14 protein-coding genes are annotated in these 16,803 nt (G+C 62.7%); 10 read left to right on the top strand and 4 right to left on the bottom strand.

Features of this window, described 5'->3' with window-relative positions; translation table 11 throughout:
- Nucleotides 1-218 precede the first annotated feature (218 nt).
- From CWS35_RS16475 to CWS35_RS16510, 8 genes are all read left to right on the top strand, one after another.
- Nucleotides 219-1,418 (top strand): MFS transporter, encoded by a 1,200-nt coding sequence (locus tag CWS35_RS16475; protein WP_157817173.1) that lies wholly within the window; start codon nt 219-221, stop codon nt 1,416-1,418.
- Between the two features lie 21 nt (nt 1,419-1,439).
- Nucleotides 1,440-1,625: a DUF3311 domain-containing protein gene (locus CWS35_RS16480; protein WP_100952544.1), complete on the top strand. Its 186-nt coding sequence runs from the start codon at nt 1,440-1,442 to the stop codon at nt 1,623-1,625.
- 23 nt (nt 1,626-1,648) lie between these two features.
- Nucleotides 1,649-3,136, top strand: coding sequence for a sodium:solute symporter (locus CWS35_RS16485; RefSeq protein ID WP_100952545.1), 1,488 nt, complete (start codon nt 1,649-1,651; stop codon nt 3,134-3,136).
- A 13-nt stretch (nt 3,137-3,149) separates the two neighbouring features.
- A complete protein-coding gene (locus tag CWS35_RS16490; protein WP_100952546.1) occupies nt 3,150-4,640 on the top strand; it encodes a M81 family metallopeptidase in 1,491 nt (496 codons plus the stop codon).
- A gap of 317 nt (nt 4,641-4,957) precedes the next feature.
- Nucleotides 4,958-6,478: a PLP-dependent aminotransferase family protein gene (locus tag CWS35_RS16495; protein WP_168226338.1), complete on the top strand. Its 1,521-nt coding sequence runs from the start codon at nt 4,958-4,960 to the stop codon at nt 6,476-6,478.
- 238 nt (nt 6,479-6,716) lie between these two features.
- On the top strand, nt 6,717-7,814 hold the full coding sequence (locus CWS35_RS16500; protein ID WP_157817174.1) for an alpha/beta hydrolase: 1,098 nt from the start codon (nt 6,717-6,719) through the stop codon (nt 7,812-7,814).
- Between the two features lie 10 nt (nt 7,815-7,824).
- Nucleotides 7,825-8,637 (top strand): 2-keto-4-pentenoate hydratase, encoded by an 813-nt coding sequence (locus CWS35_RS16505; protein WP_100952549.1) that lies wholly within the window; start codon nt 7,825-7,827, stop codon nt 8,635-8,637.
- Nucleotides 8,638-9,539: 902 nt separating this feature from the next.
- Nucleotides 9,540-11,117 carry a porin gene (locus CWS35_RS16510; protein WP_100952550.1) on the top strand — a complete coding sequence of 526 codons (1,578 nt, stop codon included), beginning with the start codon at nt 9,540-9,542 and terminating at the stop codon, nt 11,115-11,117.
- A gap of 84 nt (nt 11,118-11,201) precedes the next feature.
- Here CWS35_RS16510 and CWS35_RS16515 read toward each other — a convergent pair whose 3' ends face one another.
- The 4 genes from CWS35_RS16515 to CWS35_RS16530 form a co-directional block, all read right to left on the bottom strand.
- Nucleotides 11,202-12,236, bottom strand: coding sequence for an LLM class flavin-dependent oxidoreductase (locus CWS35_RS16515; RefSeq protein ID WP_100952551.1), 1,035 nt, complete (start codon nt 12,234-12,236; stop codon nt 11,202-11,204).
- Nucleotides 12,237-12,460: 224 nt separating this feature from the next.
- The gene (locus tag CWS35_RS16520; protein ID WP_100952552.1) at nt 12,461-13,384 is read right to left on the bottom strand and encodes a glutathione S-transferase family protein; all 924 of its coding nucleotides are present in this window, start codon (nt 13,382-13,384) and stop codon (nt 12,461-12,463) included.
- A gap of 108 nt (nt 13,385-13,492) precedes the next feature.
- Nucleotides 13,493-14,251 (bottom strand): SDR family NAD(P)-dependent oxidoreductase, encoded by a 759-nt coding sequence (locus tag CWS35_RS16525; RefSeq protein WP_024580721.1) that lies wholly within the window; start codon nt 14,249-14,251, stop codon nt 13,493-13,495.
- A 37-nt stretch (nt 14,252-14,288) separates the two neighbouring features.
- On the bottom strand, nt 14,289-14,858 hold the full coding sequence (locus tag CWS35_RS16530; protein ID WP_100952553.1) for a TetR/AcrR family transcriptional regulator: 570 nt from the start codon (nt 14,856-14,858) through the stop codon (nt 14,289-14,291).
- A gap of 105 nt (nt 14,859-14,963) precedes the next feature.
- On the opposite strand from CWS35_RS16530, the gene CWS35_RS16535 reads away from it, so the two are divergent.
- Both CWS35_RS16535 and CWS35_RS16540 read left to right on the top strand, forming a co-directional pair.
- Nucleotides 14,964-15,752 (top strand): crotonase/enoyl-CoA hydratase family protein, encoded by a 789-nt coding sequence (locus tag CWS35_RS16535; protein ID WP_024580723.1) that lies wholly within the window; start codon nt 14,964-14,966, stop codon nt 15,750-15,752.
- Between the two features lie 195 nt (nt 15,753-15,947).
- On the top strand, nt 15,948-16,796 hold the full coding sequence (locus CWS35_RS16540; RefSeq protein ID WP_100952554.1) for a division plane positioning ATPase MipZ: 849 nt from the start codon (nt 15,948-15,950) through the stop codon (nt 16,794-16,796).
- Nucleotides 16,797-16,803 lie beyond the last annotated feature (7 nt).

Here is a 16,803-nt window from a genome sequence, read left to right on the forward strand (position 1 = left end):
GGAGGGATGCGGGCGTCGGCTTTTTGGCATTCATTCGACCGTCGGGCCGCGTTTATCGCCCTATGTGCGCACGCTGCGGGGATACGCAAGGTGGCTTTGTCACGCTAGCCAAGTGGTACTGTCAATCCGGTATCGGGCGTTGCAAGGTTTTGTCCATTCGAACCCGCCTCTTCGACGGGACCGTCGCACGAAAACGAAAATCGCCTTGGAGTGTCACGATGGCCGCACCCTCTTCGGGGACTGGCGTTCTGCGCCTGTTCGTATACCTCGGGTGCCTGAGCATGGCGACCGCATACGGTATCTTCTTCACCTTGCCCCTGTACATCAAGGCGCTCGGGGGAGACGAGTCCGTCGTCGGAAACATCCTTCTTGCCGGCGCCTTCGGCACCTTGGGGTGCGTGGGTTTCGCCAATCAGCTCCTCAAGGCGTTTTCGCTCAATCTGTGTGTGGTCGTCGGCGCGCTCCTGTATGCCGTCGGAGCGGCCATCTTCGCCTTCGTCGAAGGCATTTCGCCGATCTACTATCTAGGCGGATTTCTGCTGGGCGCGGGATGGGGGCTCACCTTCACCATCGCTCCGATCATGTTGTCGAGCCTGGTGACCGACGAGAACCGCGCGGTCTTCTTCAGCGTGATGTCGGCGTTCTACGCCATCGGGATGGGTCTGGCGCCTGTAGCGTCGCGCCAGGCGCTCCTGCTCGACATTCCGCAGTGGCGTCTGTTCGCGTTCGCGATGGTCGCCGCGCTTGCTGCGGCCGTGCTCTTCAATCTCGCGGCGTTGCGGCTCCATCAGATCCCGAAGAGATCGCTCGCGTTGTCGGGCGGAGAAAAACGGGCCTTGCGTCTGATCTTCGGGTCGGGTGCGAAATATCCGCTCATCATGGTGTTCCTGGGCGCGTGCATCTTCAGCACGATGACGAACTTCCAGACCACCTTCGCGATTTCGCGAGGGTTGAACTTCTCGGTCTTCTTCATCTGGTACACGATCGCCGTGATCGGGGCCCGCTTCCTTCTCAGCGGCTCCGTAAGTCGCCGCGATCCGATCAAGATGACAATGGCGCTGCTGGCGACGATGTGCATGGCGCTAGGCTTACTCATGATCACGCGGACCGATCTTCTGTATGCCGTCAGCGCGCTGATCCTCGGGCTCAGCTACGGACTGGTCTATCCTCTCATCCAGGCACAGGCAGTCAACGAATCCGACGAGCGCGTGCGCTCCAAGACGCTGGTCTACTTCTCTCTGTCCTACTTCCTTGGCGTCTACGGTTTTCCGAAGGTTGGCGCCTACATCATCGTCAACAGCGGATATCAAGCGCTTCTCGTGACGCTGTTGGCATTGGCGGCGGCCGAATTGGCGGTGGCTGTCTGGCGCTATTTCGCATCGCGCCCCGCGCTGTTGGAAACCGGTCGACCTTCTTGATCCCAATCGGAGTGCGCCGAAATGATCCGTCACCTGTTGTCGCTGCTGCCGTTTCTTGGATTCATAGTAGGCACGCCCTTCGTGAATCGGGTTGAGCCGCTCATTCTCGGCATGCCGTTGGTCCTCGCCTGGATCGTGCTTTGGATCGTTCTGAGCGCGGTGATCATGGCGATTGTCTACCGGACCGATCCAGCGAACAAGAAATAGAACACGAGGGAAGGAACGCAGCCATGAGCGCACTCATCGTCATCGGTGCCGCAACGGTGATCGCACTGTTCACCGGCATCCTCGCCCGAAAAGGGCGTACCATGAACCTAGAAGAATGGGCCGTCGGTGGACGCAGCTTTGGTTCGATCTTCGTCTTCATTCTTCTCGCAGGCGAAATCTACACGACCTTCACCTTCATCGGAGGAAGCGGATGGGCGTACGGGAAGGGAGCACCCGTCTACTATGTCCTGGTCTACCCCACGCTTGGATACGTCCTGTCGTACTGGCTGATGCCTCCGATCTGGCGATATGCCAAGCAGCATCAGCTCGTCTCCCAATCCCACTTCTTCTCGCACAAGTACGATAGTCCACTCCTGGGAGTTCTGGCCGCGCTCGTCGGGGTGCTCGCCATGGTTCCGTTCCTGATGCTTCAGTTGAAGGGCCTCGGCATTATCGTGTCCGCGGCATCCTATGGCGCGGTCTCGCCGACCCTCGCGATTTGGATCGGTGCGGCGGTCGTCGCTCTCTACGTCATCATTTCCGGAGTTCGGGGCTCCACCTGGAACGCAGTCTTCAAGGATTTTCTTATCCTGTTCATCGTCGTCTTCCTGGGGATCTATCTGCCCGTGCACTACCACGGCAGCATCGGCGGGATGTTCCGCGCGATCGACGCGGCGAAACCGAATTTCCTGGTGTTTCCGGAGACCGGAATGAACATCGCGTGGTTCCAGTCGACCGTGCTTCTGACAGTCCTCGGATTCCACATGTGGCCGAACACGTTCGGAGCGGCATTCACGGCGAAGGACGACAACGTGTTCCGGCGCAACGCGGTCGCGTTGCCCTTGTATCAGTTGATTTTGCTGTTCGCGCTGTTTTCCGGCTTCGCCGTCATTCTGGTCATCCCGGGGTTGACCGGAGGCGAGATCGACTTGGCGCTCCTGAAATTGAGCCTGCAGACTTTCGATCCGTGGTTCATCGGCGTCATCGGCGCGGCCGGCGTTCTGACGGCCTTGGTTCCCGGCTCAATGCTGATGCTTTCCGTCGCCACGGTACTCGCGAATGACGTGTTTCGCGGAGCCATCAGCAAGCAGGTGTCGGACGGCGCCGTGATCAATCTCGCGCGCCTGTTCGTTCCCCTGATCGCGATCGTCGCCGTCCTGCTGGCGATCTCGGGCGGCGATACCATCGTGGCGCTCCTGTTGATGGGATACAGCTTCGTCGTCCAGCTGTTTCCGTCGCTGATTTCCAGCTTGCTGCCGAACAACCGTATCACGAAGCAGGGAGCCATCGCGGGCATCGTCGTGGGCCTCTCGGTCGTCGTCTTCACCTCGGTGACGAAGACATCGATGGCGGACCTGCTCCCCTTCCTGCCGCCCAGCATGCAGGGAGTGAACATCGGCTTCTTCGCTCTGACGACGAACGTCCTGACCATGTTGCTGGTCAGCGGCGTCACCCAATCTCTCCGCTCGTCGGCCGATCCGGGCGGCAGCACGAACCGTCAGGCCGCCTAGAGCTCGTCCGATCATGAAGATCCTACTCGCGCGCATGAGTCACGAGACGAACACGTTCTCGCCGATAGCCACGCCGTTGGCCGCCTTCGAGGACGGGGGGCCGCTATGGGGACAGGATGCGTATGCCAGGCACAAGGGGATGCGCACGCCAATGGCGGCGTTCATCGACGTGGCGGAACGCGTCGGAGCGGAGATCACGGTCAAGGTGACCGCTGCGACGCATCCGAGTGGTCCGGTGGCCGCCGAGGCATTCTCCGCGATCTGCGATCTGATCGTGGACGCGGCTCCGAGCCATGACGGGATCCTGCTCAGCCTGCACGGAGCGATGGTTTCCGAGCAGAGCTCCGACGGAGAGGGAGAACTGCTCGAACGCATCCGCACGAAATGCCCGGGCATACCCATAGGTATCGCGTTCGATCTCCATGGAAACCTGACCCAGAAGATCGTCGACAACGCGGACGTCATGGTCGGCTTCAGGACGTTTCCTCACATCGACATGTACGAATGCGGGGAGAGGGCAGCGACCATCTTGTTCGACATGCTGTCGGGACGCGCGAAGCCGGTCGTCGCCTGGCGACAGCTTCCGATCCTTGCCAACACGCTTATGAGCGCCACCGGCCATGGCGCCATGCGCCGGGCGGTGGAATCCGGCGTCCTTGCCGAGACCCAGGGCATGCTCGCGGTTTCGATCTTCGCCGGATTTCCGCTTGCCGACATTCCGCGGCCTTTCGTCAGCGTGGTGGTGGTCGGAAACGGCGATCGCGGCGCGGCCGACGAAACGGCAGATCGGATCGCCGATCAGATCTGGGACGATCGTGAAGGATTCACCTATGAGAGCGAACCCTTGAGTGAGTCCGTGTCGCGCGCAAAAGGCCTGGCGGCGCGTTCGCGGCGGCCGGTGCTTCTCATCGATCATGGCGACAATTGCACGTCGGGCGGAACCTGCGACACGATGGACGCCTTCGTCGAAGCGACCCGACAGGGTCTTGACGGCCTCATCTTCGGGCCGGTCTGCGACCGGGAAGCCGTAGCTCAACTGATGTGCGCTGGCATAGGCGCGCGCACGACGATCGAATTGGGCAACAAGGTGCCCATTCCCAAGATCGGCTCCAAACGCAAGCCGATACGCGTGAGCGGAGTCGTCCGCGCCCTGACCGACGGACGCTACGTCGTCACCGGCCCGACGTACACTGGCCAGGAAGTCTCCATGGGCCGCTGTGCTGTGCTCGATACGGGGACGGCCCTGATCGTGATCTCGGAGAAGAGAAACGAGCCTTGGGACCTCGGCGTGTTCGAAAGCGTAGGCATAGATCCTCGTCGGGCGCGATTTATTCTGCTGAAATCCAGAATGTATTGCCGGCCGGTGTTCGAGCCGATCGTCGACGGGGTCGTCGAATGCGACAGCCGAGGTGTGACGAGTTCGGACAGTTCGCTCTTCGTCTACGAGAACCTGGAAAGGCCCTTCTATCCCCTGGATGACATGAGATCCTGGCGCGCGCCGTAACCGCGACGCGGGGATGCCATGCCGGACGTGCGAGGCCGGCCTCGAGAAGGCACTCTTCCCGTGGTCCGGAGTCGCGGGACCGATCATGTCCGTGGGCACGAATTTTCCCAGACCGTGTCATGAGACACGCATTGACCGTGCTCGCCGCTTCAAACCGAAGCGGCGATTTTTTTCGTGGTTCGGCCGGCCATACGAAGCGCGCTTGCGGTTTCGCATGGCGCCAGCATTGGTCTTGTCGGAAGGTCGCTCTGGTGTACTCTAAAAGACCACATTTGCTTTCCCGCATGCCGCTACGGAGCGCGCTATCGGAGAATGGGATGCCAGGCTCGCAGCTCAAGGTTTCGAAAAGGCGCGCTCCGCGGGCGGGCGGCGGATGGGCCGACTTCCTGGATCTTGCGATCGATCACGACAGCGAAATCCCGCTGCTGCAGCAGGTCTGTCAGCAACTGAGACAGGCGATCGTTTCGCGATCCTTGTTGCCCGGAAGCCGTCTTCCGTCGTCGCGTCGCCTGGCCGATCGACTCGGCGTGTCCCGTACCTCGGTCTTGTCGGCCTATGATCAGCTTCTGACCGAAGGTTACGTGGAAGGGCGCGCAGGCTCGGGAACCTACGTGACCGACGACGTGCCGGAGCAGCTCATATCTGCGATCCTTCCAAGACCAGTCGCGGAAAAGGCCGGTTCGTTGCGACTATCCGCCGCGGGAAAGCGTTTCCGAAGCCTGGCCCAGGGCCTGGAGCCGTTCGAAGATATACCCTTCCGTGCGGGGTGCTGCTCCGTCGACGCCATAACGATCGAAAACTGGCGGCGGGCCTGTTCGCGGCAACTGAGGTCGCTGGAGCGGGTCCACCTGCGCTATTCAGACCCCATCGGGGTGCTCTCCCTTCGCCGGGAGGTCGCGCAATATCTGAAGGCGGCGCGCGCAGTCCGTTGCGATCCCGAGCAGGTCGTCATTCTTTCAGGTGCACAGCAGGCGCTCGATCTGTCGGTGCGGTCTCTGATCGATCCGGGCGATGCCGTGTGGGTTGAGGATCCTGGTTACATGGGGGCGCGGTTCGCGCTGCGGGCGGCGGGAGCGGATCTCATTCCCGTGCCGGTCGACCAGGACGGTTTGGACGTCGGCGCGGGTCTACAAAGGTGCAGGAACGCCAGGGCGGCCTACGTCACTCCATCGCACCAATTTCCGACCGGTGCGGTGATGTCGATGCGTCGTCGGCTGGAATTGCTCTCCTGGGCCAAGGAGAACGATGCGTGGATCATCGAGGACGATTACGATAGCGAATTCAGGTATGTCGGGCGTCCGCTGGCGTCCCTGCAGGGGATCGATCAATGCTCGCGCGTCATCTACATCGGCACGCTCAGCAAGATGCTGTTTCCGGGCATCCGCCTCGGCTTTGCGGTCGTTCCGAAGGAGCTGATCGAAGTCTTCACGGGAGCCAAATTCACGACGGATCGACAGCCGCCGACGCTGCAACAGGCGATGGTAGCCGATTTCATGAGATTCGGATTTCTGACGAGTCACATACGCCGCATGCGGACCCGCTATCGGGAAGCGCGGGATGTGGTCGTCGAATCCGTGACTCGTTTTCTGGGTGATCTCATTGACGTCGAAGTCCCGGAGTGCGGGATGCAGTTGGCGGTGCATTTCAAGCACGGGATATCCGACCTGAAGGTCGCCGAGGCGGCGTTGTCGCACGGGATTTCGGTGAGGCCCATCAGTCCTCTCTACCTGGACTCGCCCGCGAGGCAGGGGCTGCTTCTCGGTTACTCCGGCTTCGACTCGCGAAAACTGCAATTCGCGTCGCAGCGGCTTGCGGAAGTGGTGAAATCGATCCTGTAGCCTTTCGGCCGCTCGGGACGCCCTCGCAGAATGCCGTTGGGACATCGTCCCTCGTCGACCCTCAGCACGCAATTGGTCGTTTCCGTGGGACCAACTGGTCGTTTCGCAAGATCGGACCATTGGTCAAAAGTCGTTCGTCCTGTCGAAGAACGGACGCAGCAACGATAACGAGCCGATGTGGGTGGGTGCTATGTGGGGCGGAAATGATAGACGGCAAGTGGACCCGGCGAGCGAAGCCTTGCACCTCACGCCTTCTCCGATCCCGCAAGAGGCCCGTCCGGACCATGGCGATCCCGACTACCTCGCACTCGAGCGCGCCCAGAACGATGCCAATGCCAGGCCCGGGCCGAGATACGTGCCCGCACGGAGCATTCCGATTCCGACGAGCGCGAGCGGTCTTCTGCAAGAGATGATCGCTGCGCCCTATGCCCTTCCGAAGTGGACGGCGAGCCATCCGCAGAGACCGGAGGACTGGAAGCGACCGGTGGATCTGCTGACGGCGTCCACCTTGAGCACGATGGCCGATACCCGTCGGAAACTTGCCGTCCGACTCGACGAAAAGGTCGTCGGCGGGGTCCGCGTCTTCGAACTGACGCCGGAAAACATTCGTCGGGAGAACGAGCATCGCATCCTCGTCCATCTTCACGGCGGCGGCTTCGTCTATTTTCCTGGGGAAGCCGGCACGATGGAAGCGACTCTGATGGCGGCGTATGCCGGCTACAGGGTGCTTTCCGTGGACTATCGCTTGGCTCCAGATTTTCCCTATCCCGCCGCGCTCGACGACGCGATGTCGGTCTACAGGGCTCTCGTCCAAGAGAAGGATCCGCGCAGGATCGCGGTCTTCGGAACGTCCGCGGGTGGAAACCTCACGCTCGCCCTGATGTTGCGCGCGAAGGCCGAAGGCCTGGCGTTGCCAGGTGCGATCGGGCCCGGGACGCCCTGGTCCGACCTCACCAGAGCCGGCGGCGGCGATACGATGGAGACCCTGGAGTGGATCGACGGCAATCTGGTGAGCTACAACGGCTACATCAGCCACTCGGCCATCGCCTATGCCAGCGGCAACGATATGGCCGACCCGCTCATCTCTCCTCTGCGGGGAGATTTCCGAGGCCTGCCTCCGGCGATCCTCACCAGTGGTACTCGAGACCTGTTTCTCAGCCTTACGTGCCTGACCCATCGCAAGCTGCGGCAAGCGGACGTGGTCGCGGAGCTGCACGTCTACGAAGCGATGGCCCACGGTCAGTACCTGAACCCCTGGCCCCCGAGTCGAAGGAGGTGTATACGGAGATCGGATCCTTCTTTGATCGGCATCTTGCACGATAGCCACCAAGCATAGATCGAGGACGATGGCTCAAGCTGACATCGGCGATATCGCCGCGAAGGTGATCGCCGCCCTGAGGGATCGTTCCCGGGTCTCGTGTTTTTCCTGCCGACCCGATGGTTTGACGCTGCGGCAGGCCTATCAGATCACGCCACTCCTTCGTGCGGCCTTCGAAGCCGAAGGCGAAAGGATGACCGGCCGGAAGATCGGATTCACGAACCGGCAGATGTGGAGCGCGTTCGGTGTTCAATCGCCGATTTGGGGATATACGACCAGCCGCACGACGCACGACCTGATCGACGTGCGTGCGGTTTCCTTGGCGGAGTTCGCTGAACCCCGGATAGAACCGGAGATCATCTTCGGGCTGAAGGCCGCCCCGAAGCCCGCGATGACCGACGAGGCGCTCATCGATTGTCTGGAGTGGATCTCTCTCGGCTTCGAGGTCGTCCAATCCATCTATCCGGGCTGGAAGTTCTCGGCTCCGGACACGATCGCCGCCAACGGCTTGCACGGAAAACTCCTGATCGGACCGCGCCATGCGATCGCGCCGCGCCGTACCCAGTGGATACGTCAGCTGTCAGCTTTCGAGATTGATCTCTTCTGCGACGGCGAACTGTTGCAGCGCGGAGGTGGCGCTCTGGTACTCGACAGTCCCTTGAACGCGCTCCGCGAACTCATCGGGCTCTTGGCGGCCGACCCCACCAATCCATCGTTGGAGGCGGGGGAAGTCGTTTCGACCGGCACGTTGACTCTCGCGATGCCGGTCAAACCAGGAGAGCGATGGATCGCGAGGGCGACCGGCATCCCGCTCGATGAGATATCCGTTCGATTTGAATGATCAGCGTTGCCGTGTCGAGCAGCAGCGGCTCTTCGTGACTTCAACCGACGTACCGGCCCGCATTGTGCTCGTTGCTGGCGCATATTCCGGACGGTGAAGTGCGTTCCCGACGAGCAGCGCCGGACAAAGAAGCGCCGCGGGGTTCTTCGCCGGCCTTGAGAAGCTCCTGCTCGGCACGAAAGCTCAAGCGGTGAGAATCGGCGCGCAGTGGAGATTTTTCACGGCGCCGCCACCACAGAGAACGAACTGATCGCGGCCGGGTGTTGACATCTGGCTGACATCGAACGCCGTTACTGCACATCCGTGGCGGTCTGTCCGCCGCCCCTCGACTCGCTCCAAGCAATCGGATTGCCCCCTTCGAGGTGCGAGTCGGCGGTATCCGATGCTGGGCTATGTTGCTCAGATTTCGGTGTTTTCAGGCCGAATTAGTAGATTCGGAGCCGGAATCAGTCGTCCCAAATCTGGACCTCGCATCCGCGCTTTCCGTAGGACTACGTGTTTTGCACACCGTTCCGCCCGGTGTTGCCCAAATTTGCGCCGGTCAACGGTGTGATAAATTTTCATAATATATTTCAATGGCTTGCGAATATGTCGCAGGTCAAATGCCCGTGATATTTGTGCAACATTTGCCCGAAAACAGCCGCAGCGCGCCTCAATCGTAGCGGTCTTTTGTTGCGTGATCGGGGGCCTTCTGTCTCATATGGAACTGCGACGGAGGGGGGCATCCCAAGGTCGTCCCGTTTTAGGTGGTTCGCTTAAGTCCCTCGCGTTCATGCGGGTGTGTCCGAAGGCGCGAAGCGACTAGGCGGGGATTTTAAGGGACAAAGGGAACCAACCTGAGGGTGTTTTTTACCCGGCGGATCCGGAACCTTCCCTGAGATAGAGCAACTTGGAGGTTTAACATGAAGATGGTTAAGAGCCTTATCCTCGGCTCGGCGGCGGCTCTCGTCGCGGTCGGCGGAGCTCAGGCGGCCGATCTTCCCGTCAAGGCCAAAGCGGTCGAGTACGTGAAGGTTTGCTCCCTGTATGGTCCCGGTTTCTATTACATCCCGGGCACCGATACCTGTATCAAGCTGGGCGGCTACCTGCGTGTCGACGTCTTGGCGAACGCCAACATCGACGCCATCGGCAACTACGCCGGCGCCGGCGCTGCCAACAACCGTTTCACCAACGGCTACACCTGGCGCTCCCGTGAAGATCTGAACATCGATACGCGCACCGCGACCGAGTACGGCGTGGTCCGCACCTTCTTCGATGCGACCTTCAACTGGACCTCGGACAGCTATGGCGCGACGGGTACCGGCTCGACGGTCTACTCGCAGCTTGGTTCGGGTACGACGTCCTTCAGCGCGCCGAACAACGCCAATGGCGGTGCGGTTGCTGCTGGTACGGTCGGCGTCTACTACGCCTTCATCCAGTTCGCCGGCTTCACCATCGGTAAGGCGGTCTCGCAGTTCGCAGCTCCGTGGGCGGCCTATCCGGGCAACGGCTTCGACGGTCTCGTCGGCGGCATCAGCACGATCACCGGTGTCAACCAGTTCAGCTACACCGCGCAGTTCGGCAACGGCGTGTCGCTGTCTCTGTCGGCTCAAGACCAGACGGCCTACATGCAGGGCGGCGTCAACAATCTCGGCGCTACCGGTGCCGGTGGCGCGGTGCTCGGCCTGCTCGGACCGTACGGCGCTGGCGACTATGCCGGCACGATCGCTCCGGACCTGATCGCATCTCTCCGCGTCGACCAGGCTTGGGGTCTGTTCCAGGCGTCGTTCGCGGCGCATAACAACCACGCAGCCTACTACGGCGGCACCGAGTTGACCGGTCATCCGGACGACAAGTGGGGCTGGGCTGGTGCGCTGGCTCTGTCGATCAAGAACATCCCGACCGGACCTGGCGACACCATCAACATCCAGGGCGTCTACACCAACGGTGCGACGCGCTACAACATCTCTGAGCTGAGCCTTGCCGGCGCCAACACGATCTACGGTGGCACCAACCTTCCGGGTGCCTACCAGAGCATTGGCTTCGGCGTTGCGCCCGACTCGGTGTTCATCAACGGTGGTTCGCAGCAGCTGGTCACGACCTACGGCTTCCGTGGTGCGTATGTCCACAACTGGAACCCCTACTGGAACACCAGCATCTACGGTGCTTGGGCCCAGGTTAACTACAACAGCACTGCCAAGGGCTACATCTGCGGCCCGGCTGGCAACGGTGTTGGTGGTTCGTTCGGCGCCGTCTTCGGCACCGCCGGCCTGACCTCGTGCAACCCGGACTACAGCTTCGCGCAGCTCGGTACCCAGACCCAGTGGACCCCGGTGAAGAACCTGACCTTCTCGGCAGATTTCACCTACGCCCATCTGGACCAGAACTACGCTGGCACGATCACCAGCGCCAGCGCTGGCATTGGCAAGCCGGCTGCCGTGTATGAGCTGAAGAACCAGGACACCTACCAGCTCCTGCTCCGCGCTCAGCGCAACTGGTAATACCGGTTGATCTGACAGTGACCTAACAGAGCCCCCGGCGCCAAAACGCCGGGGGTTTTGCTTTGAGAGAGAGGTTCTGACGCCTCACGCGGCGAGCATGTCGCGCACCATCGGCACCACCTTGCGGCCGTACAGCTCGATGCTCTTCATCAGCTTCTCATGCGGCAGCGGGCCGGCCGAGTATTTCAGCTGGAAGCGCGCGACGCCGAGCGTCTTCACGGTCGATGCGATCTTGCGGGCGACCGTCTCCGGGGCGCCGACATACAGCGAACCGTGCTCGGCCTCCGCCACGAACTCGTCGCGACCCATCGGCGGCCAGCCGCGCTCCTTGCCGATCCGGTCCCGCATGACCTTGTAGTCCGGCCACAACTCCTCGCGGGCCTGGGTGTCGGTCTCGGCGATATAGCCCGGCGAATGCACGCCGATCGGCTGCGGTGTCCGGCCGAACTGCTGGTAGGCTCGCTGGTGCAGATCGACATAGGGCGCGAAGCGCTTGGGATCGCCGCCGATGATGGCGAGCATCAGCGGCAGGTCGTAGTGCGCCGCGCGCACCACCGATTCGGGACTGCCGCCGACGCCGATCCAGGTCTTCAGCCGGCCGTGCTCGACCGGCGGATAGACCGACTGGTCCTTGAGCGGCGGCCGCAGCTTGCCCTCCCAGCTCACCGGTTCCTGTTTCAGGAGCTCGGTGAACAGGTCGAGCTTCTCCTCGAACAGCTCGCTGTATTGCCTGAGGTCGAAGCCGAACAGCGGGAACGATTCGGTGAAGGAGCCGCGCCCGAGGATCACCTCGGCGCGGCCGTTGGAGACCGCATCGACAGTGGCGAAGCGCTGGAACACCCGGATCGGATCGTCCGAGCTCAGCACGGTCACCGCGGAGCCGAGGCGGATGTCCTTGGTGCGCGCGGCGATCGCCGCCAGCACGGTCTCAGGGGAAGAGATCGCGAAGTCGGCCCGGTGGTGCTCGCCGAGCCCGATGAAATCGATCCCGAGCTGATCGGCCAGCACCGCCTCGTCGACGACGTTGCGGATCACCTGGGCGTGCGGAAGCGGCGCGCCGGCCGCGTCCTTGGTGACGTCGCCGAACGTATCGAGCCCGAATTCGAGGGAGGTCGTCATCACATGGTCCAGTTGTCGGCGTGGCGGAGCATCCGCCACGGGCCACCCATCGCACGCAGGCTAGGAGGTCGTGTTGCCGCGGAGCTGTCCGCGAGCCTGCGCTGTGGAGCCTTGGGTTGGAGATGAGGGAAAGCTATTGCCTGTTCGGGGCCAGGCAAGGTCACGCCGCGAAACGCAGCGTTTCCAGGTCTCGTCGGATGGAGCCGGGATGCGTCCGCGGGCGATCAGCCGGGCACAACCAGGAAGCCGGCGCGCGGGAAATGCACCACGACGTCGCCGGCGCGTTGGTCGGACCGGCGGATCGCGATGTGCTGGGCCGACAGCGAGACGATCTCGCCGCGGACCGGGATCTTTCCGTAGTCATCCGGCATCACGGCGACGATGTCGCCGGGCTTGCGGCCGTTCGGATCCGCGGGATCGCCGAACACCGGCGATTCCGGTTGCGCCTTCGCGGCGATCTCGAGCGCGTCGCTGGACGATAGCTCGGTGCGCGTGCCGTGGCCGATGGCGCGGACCCGCGTCTCCCATGCCGCCGCGCGCGGGAAGGGCTTCATCATCTCGTCCATCGAGGCGAGGCTCTGCCGCGCGTACCACACGTTCATGTAGCCGCTGACATCGGCGAGGCTGAACTCGCCGAGCAGCCACGGCCTGTTGTCGCCGAGCTGCGCCTCGATCCAGTCGATATTGGCACGGAACTGGTCGCGCATCTGCGGCAGCGCCGCGGTCATGGCAGCGACATCGAACTTGCCGCCGCGCAGCTTCTCGCGATCCGCGATGAAATCCTGCGGAACCTTGTCGCCGATGAAGCCGAACACCAGGTTGACTGTGCTCTGGAAGAACGGCCGGTCAGTCCACATGCCGAGTGCCCAGGGCATGCCGGCATTGCCTGCGGGAAACAGCGTCGGCGTCGGATAGCGCCGCTCCAGCTCGCGGATGATGATCTGGGTGTCGCAATAGACGTCGGCGCCGATCTGCATCGTCGGCGTCCGGCGATAGCCGCCGGTCATCGGCATCAGGTCCGGCCGCGGCATGATCCGGGAAATCCGCACCGAGTGCCAGGCCAGCCTCTTGAAGCCGAAGATGATGCGGATCTTCTCGGAGAACGGCGACTGATCGAAATGATGCAGGATCGGCGTCGGCTGCGACATGGCGTGCTCCCGGGATATGGCGCGATCTCGTCGGACCTTGTCACATAGCCTGACAAGATTCCGGTCGATCGCAACCGATTTTTCCCGAGCGACGGGGTGGGCAGGCGCTCAGAACTGCTCCGCCCAGGGCCGCAGATCGAGCTCCAGCGTCCAGGCGCTGCGATGCTGGTGATGCAGCACCCAATAGGCATCGGCAATCGCGGCGATGTTGAGCAGTCCATCCGGGCCGCGGTCGTCCTTCAGCTGCGGGCGCAAGCTCAGCAGGCGATCGCCCTCGATGCCGCCATCGACCACGACATGGCCGACATGGATGCCCTGCGGACCGAACTCGCGTGCCACGCTCTGCGCCATCGCGCGCAGCGCGGCCTTGGCGGCGGCGAATGGCGAATAATTGGCTTTGCCGCGCAGCGAGCCGCTGGCGCCGGTGAACACCAGCGTGCCGCCGCCGCGCGCGAGCAGAGCGGGAATCGCGGCCTGCGCGAGCTGGAAGCCGCCAAGCGCATGTTCGCGCCAGTGCTCCTCGAAGCGCTGCTCGCTGACCTTGAGAAACGGTGCGGGCCGGTTGGAGCCCGCATTGTGCACGGCCATCGCGAGCGGCGCGAGCTCTTGTGCCGCCTCGACGAAGCGCGCGACGTCGGGCGCGGTGGAGGCATCGCCAACCACATGCGTGACCCTGGCGCCATCGGCTGCGAGTTCGGCAGCGGTCGCGGCGAGCTTCTCGGCATTGCGCCCGGCGATCGCGACGGGATAGCCGCCGGCGGCAAAGCGGCGCGCGATCGCCGCGCCAAGGCCGTTGGATGCGCCGACGCCGGCGATCAGCACGCTGCCCTGCACGGCGGTCGACGCGAGGGAGGATCGGTCGTTCATGGCTCACTCCATTCAAGCTGCCCGCGTCGCGGGAAATTCATTCGTCCGATGCCATCGCCACGATGCCGTCGCGCACCGTGCGCAGAACGGCGTCGGACCGCTTTTGGTCGGTGAGGACCCGCGAGATCGCAAGCGCGCCGACCATCGCGCTCACCGCCACGATCGCCTGGGCATCGTCATCGTCACCGAGCGTTTCGGCGACCCTGGCGATGAAGGCCTCGATATGCGGCTCCATCACCGCGCGGCACTGTTCGTCGGCACGGCCGACATCCGAGATCAGCGCGCCGATCGCGCAACCCGATTTGGGCGAGTCGCGGTGGGTGCGGCTGAGATAGCTGCGCACCAGCGCGTTGATGCTGACCGGCTTGTCGGGATCGCGCGCTGCATGCGCGGACGCTTCGCCTGCGGTCAGCGCCTGTTCCAGTGCCGCGGCGATCAGGTCCGAGCGCGAGGCGAAGTGCCCGTAGAAGCCGCCATGGGTCAGCTTCACCTGCTGCATCAGATTGCCGATGCTGAGCGCATCGAGCCCCTTGTCGCGGATCTGCGTCGCCGCCTCGTTCAAAATCCGCTCGCGGCTCCTGGCCTTGTCGGCCTGGGAATGGCCCATCTCGCATCGTCCCTGTTTGACTCTCGATCTGGATTATGACCATCATGTATCTGGATGACAAGTATCATCCAGAAATAATGTCAGTCACGAAACAGGGAGAAGCAGATGTCCGGCAGCGCGAGCGAGGGTCGGGTCCGCCACGAGCGGCACGATCACATCCTGAAGATCATCATCGACAATCCCGCGAAGAAAAACGCCTTCAGCCCGGAGATGATGGCCGAACTGTCCGACGCGCTGACGCTGCTCGACAATGACGAGGGCCTCTGGGTCGGCGTGCTCTGCGCCGCCGGCGGCAGTTTCACCGCGGGGCTCGACATGCCGAAATTCTTCGGCCCGACGGCGAGCCGCAAGCCGCTGCCGGAAGGCAACGTCGATCCGTTCGGATTGTCGAAGCGGTGCCGCAAGCCGATCGTCACCGCGGTGCAGGGCATCGTGTTCACCGTCGGCATCGAGATGATGCTGGCCGGCGACATCGTCGTCGCCGCGGATGACAGCCGGTTCTGCCAGATGGAAGCCAAGCGCGGCATCGCGCCACTCGCCGGCGCGCATTTCCGCTACATCAGCCGCGCCGGTTGGGGCGATGCGATGTATCACCTGCTGCTGTGCGACGAGTTCTCCGCGGCCGAGGCCCATCGGATCGGCCTGGTGCAGGAAGTCGTGCCGGCCGGTCAGCAGATCGAACGCGCGATGGCGCTCGCGGGGATCATCGCACGCAATGCGCCACTTGGCATCCAGGTGACGAAAGAGGCGGGCCGCAAGTTCATCGAGGCCGGCGAGCAGGCGGCGATTGCGATCATTCCCGAGATCCGCGAGCGCGTGCTCAACACATCGGATGCGGCCGAGGGCATCAAGTCCTTCGTGGAACGCCGCGCCGCCGTGTTCCAGGGGCGTTAATCCCGGACGCCAGTTGCGTTCATGATATGTGCCCTGAGAGGTTGTGGTTGCGAGAATGACGTCGCAACCGATCGAATTTAAATCACGACAATGTCGCGGCGACTCTTGTCGAGATTCGTCGAATCAGGGAGATTCGAGGCATTCCCTTAATGTTATTTCGTCCTGCTCTCACTCAAGCGTCCGGTATGGAATCCCATGACAAACGCACGAGCCATTGTTGTCGGAAACAACAAGGGCGGCTCTGGCAAATCGACAATTGCCATGCACGTCGCCATCGCGCTGATCAAGGCGGGTCAGCGTGTCGCTACCATCGATCTCGACACCAAGCAGAAGTCGTTGACGCATTACGTCGATAACCGGCGGAAGTGGGCGCGAGAGACGTCGCTCGATCTCGGCATTCCGGCGCATATGTGCTTCGAGACGGTGAGCGGCAGGAGCAGCGAGGTCGAGACGCTCGGCCGCAGCGCGCTTGCCGAGATCGTCGAACGGCTGAGCCGGTCGCATGACTTCGTCGTCATCGACTGTCCCGGTCACGACACCTATCTGACGACGTTCACGCATTCGCTGGCGAATACGCTGATTACGCCGCTGAACGACAGCTTCGTCGACTTCGACGTACTCGGCACCGTCGATCCGAACGACTTCAAGGTGACCGGCATCAGCCACTATTCGAAGATGGTGGAGGAGGCGCGGCGGCAGCGCAGCGCGAGCGACCAGCCGGCGTTCGAATGGGTGGTGTTGCGCAACCGTCTCTCGACGATCGGTTCGCGCAACAAGCGGATGGTTGGCGAAGCGCTCAGCGAGCTATCGAAGACGCTGAACTTCCGTCTGGTCGACGGCCTGGCCGAACGCGTGATCTTCCGTGAATTCTATCCGCGCGGACTGACGGCGGTCGACGATGTCAACCAGCTCGCGCTCGGCGGCCGCCCGACCATGTCGCATGTCACGGCATGGCTCGAGATGGAGCGATTGATGACCGCGATCATGCTTGGCCATCTGGTGCGCGCGGCCACCTCCTCCGAGGACAGCCGCGACGCGGCATAGGCTTGAG

Source organism: Bradyrhizobium sp. SK17 (genome assembly GCF_002831585.1).
GTDB lineage: Bacteria > Pseudomonadota > Alphaproteobacteria > Rhizobiales > Xanthobacteraceae > Bradyrhizobium.